The sequence below is a fragment of the Umezawaea sp. genome (assembly GCF_057122925.1).
The window spans coordinates 118,145-135,821 of record NZ_DBNGPQ010000057.1; the positions used below are offsets into that span (position 1 = coordinate 118,145).

At 72.6% G+C, this 17,677-nt stretch carries 13 protein-coding genes; 2 read left to right on the forward strand and 11 right to left on the reverse strand.

Annotated elements, in window-relative coordinates; translation table 11 throughout:
- Positions 1 to 190: 190 nt before the first annotated feature.
- Entirely contained in the window at positions 191 to 772 is a 582-nt protein-coding gene (locus AC156L_RS13560; protein ID WP_330879650.1) for a DUF4240 domain-containing protein, read from the reverse strand.
- Positions 773 to 874: 102 nt separating this feature from the next.
- Between AC156L_RS13560 and hrpA the strand changes: the two genes are divergently transcribed.
- Positions 875 to 4,804: an ATP-dependent RNA helicase HrpA gene (gene hrpA, locus AC156L_RS13565; protein WP_330879649.1), complete on the forward strand. Its 3,930-nt coding sequence runs from the start codon at positions 875 to 877 to the stop codon at positions 4,802 to 4,804.
- 325 nt (positions 4,805 to 5,129) lie between these two features.
- Complete coding sequence (locus AC156L_RS13570) at positions 5,130 to 7,067, forward strand: glycoside hydrolase family 44 protein (protein WP_330879648.1); 1,938 nt, start codon at positions 5,130 to 5,132, stop codon at positions 7,065 to 7,067.
- Positions 7,068 to 7,326: 259 nt separating this feature from the next.
- Here the strand turns inward: AC156L_RS13570 and AC156L_RS13575 are convergent, their stop codons facing one another.
- From AC156L_RS13575 to AC156L_RS13620, 10 genes are all read right to left on the reverse strand, one after another.
- Positions 7,327 to 7,929, reverse strand: coding sequence for an FHA domain-containing protein (locus AC156L_RS13575; RefSeq protein WP_330879647.1), 603 nt, complete (start codon positions 7,927 to 7,929; stop codon positions 7,327 to 7,329).
- Positions 7,929 to 9,209: a vWA domain-containing protein gene (locus tag AC156L_RS13580; RefSeq protein ID WP_330879646.1), complete on the reverse strand. Its 1,281-nt coding sequence runs from the start codon at positions 9,207 to 9,209 to the stop codon at positions 7,929 to 7,931. Before AC156L_RS13580 ends, AC156L_RS13575 begins: the two co-directional genes overlap by 1 nt.
- Positions 9,199 to 10,179, reverse strand: coding sequence for a PP2C family serine/threonine-protein phosphatase (locus AC156L_RS13585; protein WP_330879645.1), 981 nt, complete (start codon positions 10,177 to 10,179; stop codon positions 9,199 to 9,201). The genes AC156L_RS13580 and AC156L_RS13585 overlap by 11 nt, the downstream gene beginning before the upstream one ends.
- Before the next feature lie 2 nt (positions 10,180 to 10,181).
- Positions 10,182 to 12,587 carry a serine/threonine-protein kinase gene (locus tag AC156L_RS13590; RefSeq protein ID WP_330879644.1) on the reverse strand — a complete coding sequence of 802 codons (2,406 nt, stop codon included), beginning with the start codon at positions 12,585 to 12,587 and terminating at the stop codon, positions 10,182 to 10,184.
- On the reverse strand, positions 12,584 to 13,366 hold the full coding sequence (locus tag AC156L_RS13595) for a hypothetical protein (RefSeq protein ID WP_330879643.1): 783 nt from the start codon (positions 13,364 to 13,366) through the stop codon (positions 12,584 to 12,586). Before AC156L_RS13595 ends, AC156L_RS13590 begins: the two co-directional genes overlap by 4 nt.
- 6 nt (positions 13,367 to 13,372) lie before the next feature.
- Positions 13,373 to 14,341 (reverse strand): glutamate ABC transporter substrate-binding protein, encoded by a 969-nt coding sequence (locus AC156L_RS13600; protein WP_330879642.1) that lies wholly within the window; start codon positions 14,339 to 14,341, stop codon positions 13,373 to 13,375.
- Positions 14,338 to 15,630: a hypothetical protein gene (locus AC156L_RS13605; protein ID WP_330879641.1), complete on the reverse strand. Its 1,293-nt coding sequence runs from the start codon at positions 15,628 to 15,630 to the stop codon at positions 14,338 to 14,340. The genes AC156L_RS13600 and AC156L_RS13605 overlap by 4 nt, the downstream gene beginning before the upstream one ends.
- A gap of 261 nt (positions 15,631 to 15,891) precedes the next feature.
- The gene (locus AC156L_RS13610) at positions 15,892 to 16,443 is read right to left on the reverse strand and encodes a riboflavin biosynthesis intermediates N-glycosidase (RefSeq protein WP_330879640.1); all 552 of its coding nucleotides are present in this window, start codon (positions 16,441 to 16,443) and stop codon (positions 15,892 to 15,894) included.
- Positions 16,443 to 17,024 (reverse strand): pyridoxamine 5'-phosphate oxidase family protein, encoded by a 582-nt coding sequence (locus AC156L_RS13615; RefSeq protein WP_330879639.1) that lies wholly within the window; start codon positions 17,022 to 17,024, stop codon positions 16,443 to 16,445. Before AC156L_RS13615 ends, AC156L_RS13610 begins: the two co-directional genes overlap by 1 nt.
- Positions 17,025 to 17,091: 67 nt before the next feature.
- Positions 17,092 to 17,655, reverse strand: a complete 564-nt coding sequence (locus AC156L_RS13620) for a GNAT family N-acetyltransferase (RefSeq protein ID WP_330879638.1) — start codon at positions 17,653 to 17,655, stop codon at positions 17,092 to 17,094.
- Positions 17,656 to 17,677: the final 22 nt, after the last annotated feature.

A 17,677-nucleotide genomic window follows, 5' to 3' on the forward strand; every position in this document is an offset into this window, starting at 1 on the left:
ACTAATCCGGATTGCGGATGAAAGGCCAGCTCAGCGGGGCCGGAAACGACGGCGGAACAAAGCGCGCAAGCGGGCAGGGGAATGAATCGCGCTGGGCCTTTCGGTGGCGTCCGTTGGTCTGGGACGTGTTGAGAGTTAATGACCGGCCGTGGTCGTTCGGTCACGCACGATCGCGGTGACCGGACGGGTGCTAGCCGTGGGCGACGCGGTCGGCGAAGAGCGCGCTCAGCCGGGGCAGTCTGCTCAGGAGCTCCGGGAGCGCGTCGAAGTCCCAGGGCTCGCCGTCGGGCTCGGGGCTGACCATGGACGCGTGGCGGCGGGCGGCGAGGTCGGCGTCCAGGCCGTCGTGGTCGCCGGTGCGCCGCCGGTGGGCCTCGCGGGCGACGTAGTCGAGGCCCTCCCAGTCGAGCGGCTCGTCGGTGGGCCACGCGTCGGGGTCGGTGGTGGCGAGCCGCTGGACCGGGGCGAGGTCGGCGAGCGCGTCCGGATCGGCGGCGACCGCGGTGAAGCCCGCGCGGCCGAGGCCGACGAGCCAGGCGAGGAAGTAGAAGAAGCCGTCGTCGGAGCAGCCGCCCAGGACGAGGTTCGCCGCTCCCCAGTGCCGCCAGGTGTCGGCCCGGCCCCGGACGTGGTCGAGCAGGACCTGGAAGTCGGTGATGTCGGGCGGGGGCAGGCTCGCCAGGTGCGTGGTGAGCCACGTCAGCCGCTCGGCCGGGGTGCGGGTCGCGGCGGCGGAGCGCTCGATGAGGGCCCAGAAGGAGGCTTCGTCCATGGCGTCGACGGTAGGCGTCGGGTCCGACAGTTGATCTTGGTATCGGGTGCGGGGCTTTAATGGCGGGCTCGCCCGCGCGCGGGGATCTATCCTGGACGCAGTATGGACACGCCGCTCGCCGGGTCACCACTTGCTGACCTGCACAAACGCCTGCCCGAGTTGATGCTTCGCGACCAGCGCAGGCTGCAACGCCGTCTCGATGGTGCCCGCAGGGTGAAGGACCCGCTGTCCAAGCGCGCCATAGCCGCGGAGATCGCGGGGGAGATCGACGACGCCGAGCTGCGGCTCGCGCTGCGGCGCGAGGGCGTGCCGACGCTCTCCTACCCCGAAGAGCTGCCGGTCAGCAAGCACAAGGACGAGATCCTCGCGCTGATCCGCGACCACCAGGTCGTGATCGTGGCGGGCGAGACGGGGTCGGGCAAGACGACCCAGCTGCCGAAGATCTGCCTGGAGCTGGGCCGCGGGGTGCGGGGGCAGATCGGGCACACGCAGCCCCGGCGGCTCGCGGCGCGGACGGTCGCCGAGCGGGTCGCCGAGGAGATGAAGACACCGCTGGGGTCCGCGGTGGGCTACAAGGTGCGGTTCAGCGACCAGTCCGGCGAGGACACGCTGGTCAAGCTGATGACGGACGGCATCCTGCTCGCGGAGATCCAGTCGGACCGCGACCTGAGCCGCTACGACACGCTGATCATCGACGAGGCCCACGAGCGCAGCCTGAACGTCGACTTCCTGCTCGGGTACCTCAAGCAGCTGCTGCCGCGCCGCCCCGACCTCAAGGTCGTCATCACCTCGGCGACGATCGACCCGCAGCGCTTCTCCCGGCACTTCTCCGACGCGCCGGTGATCGAGGTGTCGGGGCGGACGTACCCGGTGGAGGTGCGGTACCGCCCGATCGTGGACCCGGACGACGAGTTCGTCGACCCGGACCGCGACCAGACCTCGGCCATCGCCGAGGCCGTGGTGGAACTCCAGGCCGAGGGGCCGGGCGACATCCTGGTGTTCCTGTCGGGCGAGCGGGAGATCCGCGACACCGCCGACGCGCTCACCCAGCTGGAGCTGCGGAACACCGAGATCCTGCCGCTGTACGCGCGGCTGTCGTTCGCCGAGCAGCACCGGGTCTTCCAGGCGCACTCGGGGAGCCGGGTGGTGCTGGCGACGAACGTGGCGGAGACGTCGCTGACGGTGCCGGGCATCAAGTACGTCATCGACCCCGGAACGGCCCGCATCTCGCGCTACAGCCACCGGCTGAAGGTGCAGCGGCTGCCGATCGAGCCGGTGTCGCAGGCGTCGGCGAACCAGCGCAAGGGCCGCTGCGGGCGCGTGTCCGAGGGCATCTGCATCCGGCTGTACACCGAGGACGACTTCGAGTCGCGGCCGGAGTTCACCGATCCGGAGATCCTGCGGACGAACCTGGCGTCGGTCATCCTCCAGATGACGTCGATCGGGTTGGGCGACATCGCCGCGTTCCCGTTCATCGACGGGCCTGACTCGCGCAACATCGCCGACGGCGTGCAGCTGCTGCACGAGCTGGGCGCGATCGACCCGGCCGAGACGGACGTGCGCAAGCGGCTCACGCCGTTGGGGCGCAAGCTCGCGCAGCTGCCCGTCGACCCGCGGCTGGCCCGGATGGTGATCGAGGCCGACCGCAACGGGTGCGTCCGCGAGGTCATGATCATCGCGGCGGCGCTGTCCATCCAGGACCCGAGGGAACGTCCGCAGGACAAGCAGCAGGCGGCCACCGAGCAGCACGCGCGGTTCGCCGACCCCACCTCGGACTTCCTGTCGTTCGTGAACCTGTGGACGTACCTCAAGGACAAGCAGAAGGAGCTGTCCTCCAACCAGTTCCGCCGGATGTGCCGCACCGAGTTCCTGAACTACCTGCGGGTGCGGGAGTGGCAGGACATCTACTCGCAGCTGCGGCAGGTGGCCAAGACGCTGGGGCTCACCGTCGGCGAGGACGTGGCCGACCCGCAGCGCGTGCACATCTCGCTGCTGTCTGGTCTGCTGTCGCACATCGGCGTGAAGGACGTCCCGAAGAAGGACCCCGGCAAGCGCGCCTCGACCGAGTACGTGGGCGCCCGCGGCGCGCGGTTCGCGGTGTTCCCCGGCTCGGCGCTGTTCAAGAAGCCGCCGCAGTGGGTGATGGTCGCCGAACTCGTGGAGACCTCGCGGCTGTGGGGCCGGATCGTGGCGCGGATCGAGCCGGAGTGGGCCGAGCAGCTCGCACCGCACCTGGTGAAGCGCAACTACAGCGAACCGCACTGGGAGATCAAGCGCGGCTCCGTGGTGGCACTGGAGAAGGTGACGCTCTACGGGGTGCCGATCGTGGCGGCCCGCAAGGTCAACTACGGGCGGATCGACCCGGAGCTGTCGCGGGAGCTGTTCATCCGCCACGCCCTCGTGCAGGGCGAGTGGACCACGCACCACAGGTTCTTCCACGCCAACCGCGCGCTGCTCGCCGAGGTCGAGGAGCTGGAGAACCGGGCCCGCCGCCGCGACATCGTGGTGGACGACGAGACGCTCTACGAGTTCTACGAGCAGCGCGTCGGGGCCGAGGTCGTGTCGGTGCGGCACTTCGACACGTGGTGGAAGAAGACCCGGCAGAAGCAGCCGGACCTGCTGACGTTCACCAAGTCGATGCTGATCAACGAGCGCGCGGAGGTCAGCGAGCAGGCCTACCCGGACTCCTGGCAGCAGAACGGGCTGTCGCTGCCGCTGTCCTACCACTTCGAACCGGGCGCGGGCACGGACGGCGTGACGGTGCAGCTCCCGCTGCCCGCGCTGACGACCCTGGGCGACGAGGCGTTCTCGTGGCAGATCCCCGGCCTGCGGCTCGACCTGGTGATCGCGCTGATCCGGTCGCTGCCCAAGCCGGTCCGGCGGAACTTCGTGCCGGTGCCGGACGTGGCGAAGGCGGTGCTGGAGCGGATCTCCACCGACGATCCGCTGCTGCCCGCGCTGGAACGGGAGCTGCGCGCACTGACCGGTGTGGTCGTGCCGCGCGAGGCGTGGCAGCTCGACCAGGTGCCGGACCACCTGAAGCTCACCTACCGGGTCGTGGACGAGAACAACCGCGAGCTGGCGCTGGGCAAGGACCTGGGGGTGCTGAAGAAGCAGCTCGTGAAGGAGGTCCGGGCCACGCTGACCGCCGCCGCGGTGGACGTGGAGAAGTCCGGGCTGACGTCGTGGAGCTTCGGCAAGCTGCCCAGGACGATGGAGCAGAGCCAGTCCGGGATCGTGGTGACGGCGTACCCGACGCTGGTGGACGAGGGCGAGACCGTGGCGATCCGGGTGGTCGACACCCCCGGCCGGCAGGCGTTCGCGATGTGGCGCGGCACCCGGCGGCTGCTGCTGCTCGCCGTGCCGTCGCCGGTGAAGGTGCTCCAGCGGACCCTCGACAACGCGGCGAAGCTCGCGCTGACCCGCAACCCGCACGGCGGTGTCGCCGCGCTGCTCGCGGACTGCATCTCCGCGGCCGTCGACCGGCTGATGGCCGAGGCGGGCGGTCCCGCGTGGACGGAGGCCGGGTACGAACGGCTGCTCAAGCACGTCCGCACCAACCTCAACGCGGCCGTGTTCGCCGTCGTCGGCGACGTGCGCAAGGTGCTGGTCGCCGCGCACGACGTCGAGCTGCGGCTGTCCGGCATCAAGGCCCCGGTGTTCGGTCCGTCGGTGGCGGACGTGAAGGCGCAGCTCGCGGGCCTGGTGCACAAGGGGTTCGTCACGCGGGTCGGCGCTGCGCGGCTGCCGGACGTGGTCCGCTACCTGCGCGGGATCGAACGGCGGCTGGAGAAGCTGGTCGAGAACGCGGCGCGCGACCAGGAGTGGATGGACCGCGTCCACCAGGTGCACCAGGAGTACCGCGAGCTGCGGGCGCAGGTGCCCGCCGACGAGCCGAACGAGGCGCTGGACGAGGTGCGGTGGATGATCGAGGAGCTGCGGTTGAGCTACTTCGCGCAGACCATCGGCACCCGGTACTCGGTGTCGGACAAGCGGATCTTCAAGGCGTTGGACGCGGTGGTGCTGCCGTAGGTGCTCGTCCGGCCGTCGTCGGTGGGGGACGGCCGGAAACTGGCGCGGACCACCGGCGACGACCAGGCGATCCACCTTCACCGGACTGGGCCGCGGGCAACCGGGTCGAGGTGGTGTTCCCGCCGACCTGCGGGATCGAGGCCGCCCTCGCGGCGCTGCGCCGCGAGGGCGACGGGCTCCTCCGAGTCTCCCGCTGCGACTCGAACACCCGTCGAATCCACTCGAACGCCCGTCGAATCCACCCGGCGCACTTGACTCGTGCCCCCGTCCGGCGCGAGCGTCGTGGACAACTGGTGAGGCACTGACTCGGGCGGGGGCGTCTGTGATGGGCAGTCGGCGACAGCGGAAGGCGCGGTCGGTCGCGGCAGGCGCCACGGCGGCCTCCCTCGTGGCGGCCGTGTTCACGGGCCAACCGGCCGCGGGCGCCGCGGCGGTGACCGACGGACCCGCGCTGTCGGTGGACTTCTCGGCCGCCCGGCACGCGATCAGCCCGGACATCTACGGGCTGAACGGCGGTGACCCGGCGTTCAGCGCCGAGATCGGCCAGTCGGTGGCGCGGTGGGGAGGCAACGCGAGCAGCCGGTACAACTTCAAGAACCGCACCTACAACACCGGCAGCGACTGGTTCTTCGAGAACATCGTCGCCGCCGAGGAGCGCTCCCTCGAAGGAGTGGTCGGCTCAAACCTCGGCCGCGGGATCAAGCCGGTCGTCACCGTGCCCATGGTCGGCTGGGTGGCCAAGGACTCGCCCTCCTCGCACCCGTTCGCGTGCGGCTTTCCGGCGACCCGGTTCCCGGTGCAGGACGGGTTCGACACGTGGGATCCCAACTGCGGCAACGGTCAGCAGGACGGGAAGAACCTCATCGGCGTGCCCGAGGACACCTCGGTCAGGGCGGACGCGGCGTTCGCGGGCGAGATGGTGGCTCACCTGGTGGACAGGTTCGGCACGGCGGCACGGGGTGGTGTGCCGATCTACGAACTCGACAACGAGCCGGTGCTGTGGGCCCACACGCACCGCGATGTGCATCCCGAACTGGTCGGCTACGACGAGCTGGGCGGCAAGGGCACGGCGACCGCCGCGGCGATCAAGGCCGCCGACCCGAGCGCGGCCGTGCTGGGCCCGTCCGGGTGGGGGTACTGCGAGTGGGTCGCGTCCGGGGTGGACGGCTGCGGGCCGGGTGCCGACTCGGCCGCGCACGGCGGCCTCAACCTGTCGCAGTGGTACCTGAAGAACATGAAGGACTACGGCGACGCCCACGGCGGCAGGCGCTACCTGGACTACTTCGACCAGCACTTCTACCCGCAGATCAGCAGTGGCAAGGATCCCGCGACCAACGCCTGGCGGCTGCGGTCCGTCCGGTCGCTGTGGGACCCGACGTACGTCGAGGAGTCGTGGATCGGCCCCGGTGGGGTCAACGCGCCGCCGTTGCAGTTCATCCGCACGATGAAGTCGTGGATCGCCCAGTACTACCCCGGCACCAAGACCGCGATCACGGAGTACAACTGGGGCGCGCTGGACGACATCAACGGCGCACTCGCGCAGGCCGACGTCCTGGGCGTCTTCGGCCGTGAGGGCCTGGACCTCGCCACGATGTGGGGCGAGCCCAAGCCGAGCGATCCCGGCGCGTACGCGTTCCGGATGTACCGCAACTACGACGGTGCCGGCGGCCGGTTCGGCGACGTCAGCGTGTCGGCGAACTCCGCCGACCAGGACCGGCTGGCGGTGTACGCCGCGGAGCGCACCTCCGACAAGGCGCTGACCGTCGTGGTCGTCAACAAGACCGCGGACGACCTGACCTCGCCGTTGTCCCTGTCCGGGTTCGACAGCGCTGGTGCGGCACAGCGGTTCACCTACGGCCCGGCGAACCTGGGCGCCATCGTGCGCGGAGCCGATCTCCAGGTCGGCGACGACCGGGTCGAGGCGACGTACCCGGCGAACTCGATCACCCTGCTGGTCCTGCCGCCCGCCGGGTGCTCGGCCCGCCTCCAGGTCAACGGTGACTGGGGCACGGGACACGTCGCGACGGTGACCGTCACCAACAACCGCGCCACGGCGCTGACCGGGTGGCGGGTCAACTGGACGTGGCCTGCCGGTCAGCAGGTCGGCAACTCCTGGAACGCCGCCCTCAACCAGGACGCGGCCGGCGTGGTCGCCACCGACGCCGGGTGGAACGGCTCGATCGGTGCGGGCGGCTCCACCACGTTCGGGTTCCAGGCCACCGGCGGGGCAGCGACACCACGGTTGACCTGCACGCCCACCTGAGCAGGGCCGCCAGTCCGTCCAGTGCGCTCTGGTGCCATGAAGCCTTGGCCGACCAGTTCGACCTGGTTGTCGGCGTACCAGACGCGGGTCCTTCGCGGTCCTGGGACCCGACCGACCTGGACCCGACCGGCCCCCGGCCCACACCCATCCATCCCCGTGACCGACCAGCCCTCTCCGCCCTTCCCAACCCTTTCCCCGGCCGGACCCCGATTGTTCGCGCTCCTCATGGAGACGACGGCGCGATCGGGGTTCGACCGAGTCACGCCAGGCGGATGGTCAGCGTGGTCCACGCGCCCAGGTGCACGCGGTCGCCGTCGGACAGCGGACGCGGGGCGTTCGGGGGCAGCGGGTTCGTGGCGCCGTTGACCGTGGTGCCGTTGGTGGAGTCCAGGTCGACCACCGCCCACGCGCCCGCGGTCCGCACGAGCATCGCGTGGCTCGCGGAGACACCGGGGTCCTCCGGCGGCCCGATCAGGTCGATGTCGGGGAAGATGCCGCGCGAGCGGCTGCGGCGGCCGATGCTGATCCGGTCGTCGTGCAGCACGAAGCGGCGTTCCGGGCAGTAGAGCGGGAACTCCATCGCGGCGGAGTCCGGGCCGCCCGCGGCGACGACCCGCTCGAAGTAGTCGCGGTCGGCCGTGACGACGGCGTGCCACGCCGCGGGTGTCGGCGGTGCCGGGGCCGCGGTGGCCGTGTCGAGCGAGTCGTGGCCGCACTCCTCGCAGAACCGGCCGACCTGCGGTGTGCCGCACGAGCCGCACACCCGTGGCGGGGCGGGCTCGTCCGGGGCCGCCAGCGGTGTGCCGCAGACGTCGCAGTAGTCGTCGGTGGCGCTGTCGTGGCCCGAGGAGCAGGTCGGCATCAGGGTCTCCCGACCCGCTTGGTCACGGTCGACCGCGTGTCGAGGGTCATCTCGTCGGCGTCCTCGACCTTGGGCCGCAGCTTGACCGTCCCGGTGACCGGGTCGACCACGTCGACGACCTTGGCCAGCAGCTTCGCGGTGTCGGTGTTGCCGGACGAGGTCGCGAGCGCGACCGCGCGCCCGAGCTTCGCGGTCGCCGTCTCGACGTCGCCGGACTTGCGGGCCTCCAGGCCGTCCTGGATGGCCTCCGCCAGCTCGGCCTGCCCGGTGTAGTGGGCGACCTCGCGGTTGATGCGCGTGGACAGGGCGCTGTCGTCGGTCCACACCGCCAGCACCCTGCCCTGCCCGAGGACGTCGCCGGTCGAGGTGAGCAGGCTGACCCGGCCCGCGAGCATCCGGTCGCCCACGCCGGCGGCCTTCACCCGCACGCACACGTGGTAGTCGCGGCTCTCCGAGCCCCACGCGCCGATCGGGTAGTCGCCGGTGCGCGGCCCTGACTCGGTGCGCCGGTCGGTCAGGTCCAGGACGGTGGGGGACACCTGCTTCACGAACGCGACCGTCGCGCCCTCCGGCGTCCACAGCCGCAGCGACACCCCGCCGACGGCCTTGCCCATCGCGGTCGCGGTCATGGCGCGGAAGTCGTCGGCCAGCCCCTGCGGGTCGGCGACGATGTCGACGGAGCCGAGCATCGCCTCGGCGACCTTGCGCAGCTCCTCGACCTGCCAGTCCGTGCCGACGCCCCGGCAGTCGCAGGTGAAGCGGCCGCTGACGGACGCGAGCGTGCGGGAGAGCTGGGCGGGCGTCTCGTGCTGGTTCTGGCCGTCGGTCAGCAGGATCGCGTGCTTGAGACCGCCGCGGTGCCGGGCCAGGACCCGGTCGGCGAGCGTGAGCCACCGGCCCATGGCGGTGCCCCCGTCGGCGGTGAGGCCGCGCACGAGCCGCTTGGCCTCCAGCCGCGTGCGGTCGTTGACGACCGCGAGGCCCTCCTCGCGCGGGTAGACCATGCGGGCGGTGTCGGTGCCCTCGACGACGGCGAACGACACGCCGTCGCGCAGCGCGTCGATCGCGGTGACGGTCGCGTGCTTGGCGGCGTTGAGCTTCGCGGGCGGGTAGCGCATCGACCCCGAGCAGTCGACGATGATCACCTGGGCGACGTCGGTGGACGAGACCGGGGCCGAGGAGCCGCCGCTCGCCGACACCGTGACGATCGCGTCGACCTCGCGCGCGCCCTCCGGCAGGTACTCGTTCTGGAAGACCTCCACGGCGAACTCAGCGGTCATCCGCACCCCCCACCTCGATGACGACCACGGTGATGTTGTCGTGCCCACCCGCCTCCAGGGCGGTGTCGACCAGGTGCCGCGCGACCTCCAGCGGGGCCGCGCCGCGGGGGCGGACCGCGTCGAGGTCCTCCACCTCCGGAAGGTAGTTCCACAGGCCGTCGCTGCACAGCAGCACGATCCCCGTCTCCTCAGGGACGAGCGTCACCACGTGCGGGCTGACCTGCCCGGAGTCGCCGCCCAGCCAGCGCGACAGCACGTGCGAGCGGCGGTCGTTGACCGCCTCGGCCTCGGTGAGCACCCCGTCGGCGACGAGCTGCGCCGCCCACGTGTCGTCCTTGGTGAGCCGCCGCGACGGGGTCTTCGCGCCGTCGTCGGCCAGCCAGTACGCGCGGCTGTCGCCGACCCAGCCCACCACCACGCCGCTCTCGGTCCGCATCGCCGACACGTAGGTGCACGACGGCGCCACGTCCGGCGCCTCCGGACGGGCCAGCTCGCCTGCCGCGCGGTTGGCCGACGCCACCGCCAGCACGGTCGCCCGCTCCGGGTCGGAACCCTCGACCAGCGCGTCGACCAGGACGGCGTTCGCCGCGTCCACGGCGGCCTGCGACGCCTCGTCGGACCGCTCGGAGGACGCGACCCCGTCGCACACGATCGCCGCGACCCCGCGCGCGTGGACCTGGCCGAACGCCATCGAGTCCTCGTTGCGCGCCCGGCGCCTGCCCCGGTCGCTGATCCCGGCGAGCGTGGGCAGCACGAACTCCATCCGGTCCCGCCCGGTCGGCTGGGACCGGCCGCACAGCTCGCAGAAGCCGTCGGAGTCGATGTCCTCGCTGCCGCACGCGCACTGCGCGGCCGCGGACCCGTCCGGGCCGCCGACGGGGGTCGTGCGCACCAGCAGGTTGCGGCCGCACTCCTCGCAGAACCGGTCCTGGGCGCCGACGGGCGCGTCGCACTCGGGGCAGTTGGTCATGGTCACACCAGTGTCCGCGGTCGCACGGCGTTGGCCCGGTCCACGAGGGCGAAGCGCTCCTCTGGCGTGTCGGCGAGCCGCGCGAGGGTCCGGTAGTGGCGCTCCAAACCAAGCCTCAGGCCCCGGTCCGTCAGTTCGCACCCCAGCAGCTCCCCGTGCCCGTTGACCGACGTTCCGCCACCACCGCTCGCGAGCCAGTCGAACGCCGCCTGGAGCACCTCGACGCTCAGCCTCGCCCTGCGGGCCACGTCCAGCTCCAGCGCGGCCAACCGCTCCGCCGCCCCCGAGATCGACGCGATCGCCGGGTCGCCACCCGCCCGGTGGTGCGCCTTGTCGGTCTGCGCCCGGATCGCGGACACCTGCGCGGCCACGTGGTGGCTGGAGGTCTCCGGAACGGTGTGCAGCACCGCCACGGCCCGGTCGGGCGTCCCCGCCGCCAGCAGCACGCGGGCCAGGCCGAACGCGGCCGACACCGAGGAGCGGTCCGTGCGCCACACCAGCTCGTAGTAGTGCGCGGCCTCGTCGAGGTTGCCGGTCGCCTCGGCGCACAGCGCGATGCCGAGCTTCGGCGCGGCCTCGCCGGGCAGCACGTCGTAGACGGTCTCGAACGCCGCCCGCGCGTCGGTCGGGCTGCCCTCCACCAGTGCCGCGAGCCCGCGGTACCAGATGGGCCGCCAGTCGTCGGAGTCCACCAGGGACGGGTCGTCCGGGTCGAACATCGAGGTCGCCGTCAGCCCGTACAGCTCGCGGGTCGCCTCCTCCGACTGGCCGGAGTCGATCAGGGCGCGCACCAGTTGCAGCCGCACCTCGGCGGTCGTCACGGGGGCGGCGCGCAGCGCGGCGATCCGCTCGGCGGCCTCACCGGTCGTGGCGGTGGCGAGGAACCCGGCGGCCGGGTCGGTGGCGTCGACCTGGGGGACCGGCAGCGCCGCCGCGGCGGTCGGCAGGTCCGGGTCGCGCTCGGCACCGAAGCACCGCCGTTCCGGCGTGAACTGGCGCGACAGGCCGGGGCGCGGGTTGCCGTCCTCGGCGGCCAGCACCTCGCGCAGCACGCCGGTGAGCTGCTCGGCCATCTCCTCGGCCGAGGTGAACCGCAGCTCCGGGTTGGGGTCGGTCGCCCGGTGCAGGAACCGCCGGTAGGACTCGAACCGCGCCAGCAGCGGCTCCACCGCCGGGCTGGGCAGACTGGCCCGGTACTTGCGGCGGAAGTCGAACGAGAAGCTCATGACGGCGAGCGCGCGGCCCACGGTGTACAGGTCGGAGGCCACCGACGGGCCGATCGTGCCGATCTCCGGCGCCTGGTAGCCGATCGTGCCGTAGATGGCGCTGCGGTTGTCGCCGATGCGCCGCACCGCGCCCAGGTCGATCAGCTTGAGCTGCTCCTCGGTCTGGATCACGTTGTCCGGCTTGAAGTCGCAGTACAGCAGGCCGACGCCGTGCAGGTAGCCCAGCGCGGGCAGGACCTCCAGCGCGTAGGCGATGGCCTGCGCGAGCGGCAGCGACTCCGTGCCGCCGCCCCGGCCGCGCAGCTCCTTGATCATGTCCTTGACCGACTGGCCGCCGACGTACTCCATGACGATGTAGTCGACGAGGTCGCCGGTCGTGCGGTCCGCGTGCTGCACGAAGTTGTGGATCTTCACGATGTTCGGGTGCTCGACCTCGGCGAGGAACCGGCGTTCGGCCATCGCCGCGGCCATCGCGTCCGCGTCACCGGAGTCGAGCAGGCCCTTGAGCACCACCCACCGGTCGCTGACCGCGTGGTCCAGTGCCAGGTAGATCCAGCCGAGGCCGCCGTGGGCCAGGCAGCCCAGCACCTCGTACTGGCCGTGCAGGACCTCGCCCGGCTCCAGCTTCGGCGTGTAGGAGTAGTGGTGGCCGCACTGCGGGCAGAACCCCTCCACGCGGCCCGGCCTGCCCTCGCGGCTGCGCCCGACCTCCTTGCCGCACGCGCTGCAGAACCGCTTCGCCTCCGGCACCTCGGGGTTCGCCAGCACCGCGGACTTCGGGTCGCGGTAGGGCACGCGCGGCACCTCCACCAGCCCGGCGCCGAGCCTGCCGCGGGCCGTGGACCGGGTGGACGCGCGGCGGCTGCGGCCGGACGGGCTCACGGTGCTCGTCCACGGCGCCGTGCCCGGTCCGGTCGACGGGCCGGTGAACGCGCCCGTGCTCTGCCCCTGGGTGCTCTGCCCCTGGGTGCTCTGCGACCGCGTGCCTGGTCCCCGTGCGCTCGGCGGCTCCGAGCCCCGCGTGCCCGTGGTCCCGGAGTCGGCCGTGGCCTCGGCGGGCCGCGTCGTGGTGAACGCGCCCCCGCTCGCGGGCAGCACCGACGGCGCCTCCAGCCCGCAGTGGTCGCAGAACCCGTCGGGGTCGATGGTCCCCCCGCACCCCGATCGTCGACACGCGCTCATCTCGCCTCCGCCAGGTCGAGCACGGCCTGCTGGTAGCGGCCGACCGCGCGGGTCGCCTCCGGCAGGTCGCACGGTGCGGTGAACAGGACGTCGTGCGCCGCGCGGTGCACCGCGGCCAGGGCCGCGTCCTCGGCGTGCCCCAGGCGGGTCGCCTTCGCCCGGTAGGCCTCCAGCCGTCCGCGCAGCTCGGTGCGGCGGTCCAGCAGCCCGGTCAGGTTCGCCACCAGCGCGCGGCACTCCGGCAGCGCGTCCGGCACCTCGGGCAGGGCGCCGACGGCGATCTTCTCCGCGACCAGCGCCCGCAGCCGGTGCGCCTGCTCCCGCACCCGCACCAGTTCCCGCTGGTCGTCCTCGGTCGCGGTCCGCCGGTCCACGGCCCGCGCCAGGAGGTCGACGACGTGCGCGTACCCCTCCCGCATCCGCGTGACCAGGTCGTCCAGCGCGACCCGCTCCGCGATGACCGCGGGCCCGGTCAGACCGCGCCGCGACAGCGGCACCGAGCGGCTGTCCAGCTCGACGGCCCGCCCGGTCAGCAGTTCGGTCAGCTCGGCCAGGTCGGCGGGCGACGGCCTCTCGGTGCGGGCGCGCACCTCCCGCACCTCGTCCAGCAGCCGCCGGTAGGCGTCGAACTGCGCCCACAGGCCCGCCACGGCCTCGCGCTCGGCGCCGACGAGCAGCGCGTGACCGGGGTGGTCGTCCATGGCCAGCAGCGACTGCGCGATCCGGTCGCTCTCCGCGACCCGCCGCGCCAGCACCTCGTCCACCTCGTCGCGGTCCACGGCCGCTCAGTCCCGGTACTTCGCCGCGGGTGGCGCGGCGCCGCGGTCCAGCGCGCCCAGCCACCGCTGGTGGATCCCCGCCCACGTGCCGTCGGAGCGGATGCGCTCCAGGACCCCGTTGACGAACCGGACGAAGTCCTCGTTCGCCTTGGGGATGCCCATCCCGTACGGCTCCTGGGTGAACTGCGGGCCGACCATCTCCGTGTACGGGTCCTGCGCGGCCAGCCCGGCGAGGATCGTGTCGTCGGTGGACACCGCGTCCACCTGCCCCTGCTGGAGCATCACCAGGCAGTCCGTCCAGTTCGCCACGGCCACCACGACCGGCTTCGAGGCGATGTTCGCGACGTTCGCCAGCGAGCTGGACCCCTTCGTGGCGCACACCTTCCGGCCGCCGAGCGAGTCCGGACCGGTGATGCCGGACCCGCGCGCGGCCAGCACCCGCTGCCCGGCCTGGTAGTAGACGCTGGAGAACGCGACCTTCTGGGCCCGCTCGCAGTTGATCGTCATCGTGCGCACCACGACGTCGACCTCGCCCTGCTCCAGCGCCGGGATGCGCTGGTCGGAGGTCAGCACCTTGAACTGGATCCGGTTCGGGTCCCCGAAGACCGCCTTCGCGACCTCGCGGGCCATGTCGACGTCGAACCCCTCGATCGCGCCGGACTCGGGGTTGCGGAACCCCATCAGGTAGGTGTTCTGGTCCACGCCCGCGATGAGCCTGCCCCGCGCCGCGATCCTCTCCATCGTCGAGCCCGGCGGCATCGCCCCCGGCTGCGGCAGCGGACCGGAGGGCCGCAGGCTCGCCGTCGCGTCGCACGGGGGCACCGCCGCGGCGCTGCTCGGCGGCCCGCCGACCTCGGCCGCGTCCCCCGGCGTGGGGGCGCCCGCCGACCCGACCGTGATGTCCGGCGCGGAACTGGGCACCGGCGCGCACGCGGCCGACAGCAGGAGCAGCAGCAGGACCACCAGTCGTCTCATCGGTACTCCTTCAGGCGCTGCCACACGCCCATCACCGACGCCGCCGCCGCGCCCAGCGCGAGCAGCGCCACCACGGCGACCGTGCCGGTCAGCGCACCCCGCGCGGTGGCGACCGACCCGGTGAACGCGGTGCGGGCCTGCGTGATCGCGGTGACCAGGTCGCGGTCGAGGTTGTCGAACGCCACCGCCGCGCCGCCCTGGTCGGGACCGATCGCCGCGCCCAGCGCCGTGGTGTAGTCGCCGCTGTCGTCGGCCTCCCTGATCCGGCGGTGGGCCTCCTGCCAGGCCTGGAAGTTCTTCTCCGCGGACGTGACCGCGTCGCGCACCGCGGGCGCGGTGGCCAGCGACCTGCCTCGGGCGAGCAGCTCGCCCAGCTCGCCCGAGACCTCGCCGTAGCGCTTCTCGTAGGCCGCGCCGCTGCCGCGCGCCACCAGCGTCAGCGTCTCGTCGCCGCGCGCGGTCAGCGTGGCGATGCGGGCCCGTGCCAGCACGTCGACCTGGGCCGACCCGTTCTCCCGGCTGTCGGACACGGTGGTCGCGACGACCGCGCTCGCGATGCTCACCCACAGCAGCGACACCAGCACCAGCCCGGTCGCGACCACCAGACCGACGTTGAACACCCGGTTGGAGCGGCGGGTGACGTACCACTGGGCGAAGCCGAGCGAGGCGAGCGCGACGAGGCCGAGCAGCAGCTCCGACCACGGGCCGCCGCCCGCGCTGTCCTGGTCGCGGACCACGTTCGCCGTCTCGGCGCGGTAGAGGCCCTGCGCGGCGGGCAGCAGCTGGGCGCGCATCAGGCTGGACGCCTCGCGCAGGTAGGCGGCGCCGACGGGGTTGCCCTGCCGGTTGTGCGTGCGCGCGGTCTCGACCAGCCCGGTGTACACCGGGAGCTGGCCCGCCAGGGTCGACAGCGCGGTGCCGACCTCGGGGGAGCGGGACGTCTCACCGGTCGCGGTCGACAGCGCCGCGGCGGCCTTCGCGATGTCCGCCTCGTAGCGGGACCGCAGGGCGGGCGACTCGACGCCGCCCGAGAGGAACGCCGACGCCGCCGTGGCGTCGGCGTCGGCCATCGACCGGTAGACCTCCTGAGCGGCGAAGCTCAGCGGCTCGCTGCGGTTCGCGAGCTCCTCCAGCGCGGCCGAGCGGGTCTGCACGCTCCACGCGGTGAGGGCGCCCACGACGACGGTGACCGCGACCAGCAGCAGGGCGATCAGGCTCAGCCGCCCCGGTGTGCTCTTCACCAACCCCGTGACCCGGCGCGAGGTCGGTGCGGTGACCACGGCCGTCATCGGGGTCCCCTTCCGCCGCAACCACGTCCTCACCACCCGCGGGCTGTCCCACAAGCGTAGATACAGCCTGGTCACCGTGGGGCCCAAACGTGATGATCCACTGGGCGGACGCGGTCCACCACCCCCAGCGGGCCGGAGATCTCCGGATTCACCCCGCTGAGACACGCGTTCAGGGGACGCGGGCCCCCTCGTGCCGCCGTCGGAACCGGACGCGGCCGACCGGGTGAGGTCCGGTGGGACGAACGGATGAACCCGACCGGTCTAGCGCGCGGCCCTGAGTTCGTCGCGCGCCGTCATCAACGCGAACCCCAGCAGGTTCAGGCCGCGCCACGTGGACGGGGTCAGCGCGCGCTCGTCGTCGTCGCGCAGCCCGATGCCCCAGATCCGGTCCAGCGGACTGGCCTCGACCAGCACGCGCTCGCCCGTGCGCAGCAGGAAGTCCCGCAGCGCCGGGTCCGCGCCGAACTTCGCGACGTTCCCCGCCACCACGATCCCCACCCGGTGGGCGTCCCACACGGCGCTGTCGAACCCGCGCACCTGCCTGCCGATGTTCTTCGCCTCGGCGGGCGTGCGCGCGGTCATCACGCGCTCGGCGGCCTGCTCGTCGCCGAACAGCCGCGCCTTGCCCGCCATCATGAAGTGCTCGGCGGTCGCGTACGTCGTGCCCTCGACGTCGAACGGCGACTCGAACCACTGGCTCAGGCACTCCGAGCCCAGGTCGCCCGCCGACTTCGGCCCCCAGAAGAACACGAACGCCATGGGCACGCCGTTGTGCTCGGCGCGGCGGGCGCTGTCCAGGTCGCGGATCGTCATCACGGGGCCCTCGGCGGTACGGGCAGCGGCAGGGCGGGCAGCCCGTCCATGCTCACGCCGTTGAAGTCCTTGCCCTCGCAGTAGGCGCGGAACTCCTCGTCGGACTTGCGGCCGAAGTACTCCGCGTGCAGCGTCCGCTCCTCGCGGTAGTCCATGAACGGCACCGCGAACCCGCACGTGTCGCTGATCTGCCGCGCGGTCACCACGACGACCGCCCGCAGCCCCGGCGCGTCCGCGTCGCCGAACCCGGCGACCAGTTCGGCGAAGCGCGGGTCGTCGCGGAAGACCGGCACCCCCGTGCCGTGCACCCGCACGATGTTCGGCGGCCCGGTGAACGCGCACCACATGAGCGTGATCCGACCGTTCTCCCGCAGGTGGGCGATGGTCTCGGCGTGGCTGCCGCCGAAGTCCAGGTAGGCCACCGTCTGCTCGTCGAGCACCCGCAGCGACCCCGACCTGCCCTTGGGGGAGACGTTGACGAACCCGTCGCCGGTCAGCGGAGCGGTGCCGGTGAAGAAGACCGGCTGCGCCTCGATGAACTCCCGCAGCCTGCCGTCGATCCGGTCGTAGATCTTTCCCATACCCCCGATTATGGTCCGGGGTGCCCGCTCTGAACCCCGGTTTTTCCACAGCGTGGGCATAACGCCGTCAGCACTCGCCCCGGCCGGGCTCCTCCGCCACCCGCGCGTGCAGGTGCTCGTCGTGGCGCAGGCCGTCCCCGTACACCGATCCCGACCGCAGCGTTCCCTCGGTCGGGTAGCCCGCCTTCACCGCCACCCGGCACGACGCCCCGTTCGCGACCGCGTGGAACAGCTGCACCCGGCGCAGCCCCAGCGCCGCGAACGCCCAGTCCGTCACCACCCGCACCGACGCCGTCGCGACGCCGCGCCCACGGGCCCACGGCGCGACCCGGTAGCCCATCTCCCCGCTCGACCTGCCGAGGTCGAGCTCGTGCAGCGACACGTTGCCCAGCAGCCGCCCGGTGCCCGCGTCGAGCACCGAGAACGTCGCGTGGTCGCCGCTCGACCAGTCCGCGAGCCGCTCGCACCACTCCCGCGCGCTCGCCAGGTCCACCACCGAGGACACGGGGTTCCAGCGGGCCGTCTCCGGGTCGCGGGCCATCGCCAGCGCGTCGGCGGCCTCGCGCGCGTCGGGCGGTCGCAGCAGGAGGCCGCCGACGGTCAGCTCCACCGGGTCGATCGCGGGTGCCATGACCGTGATCCTGGTCCATCCG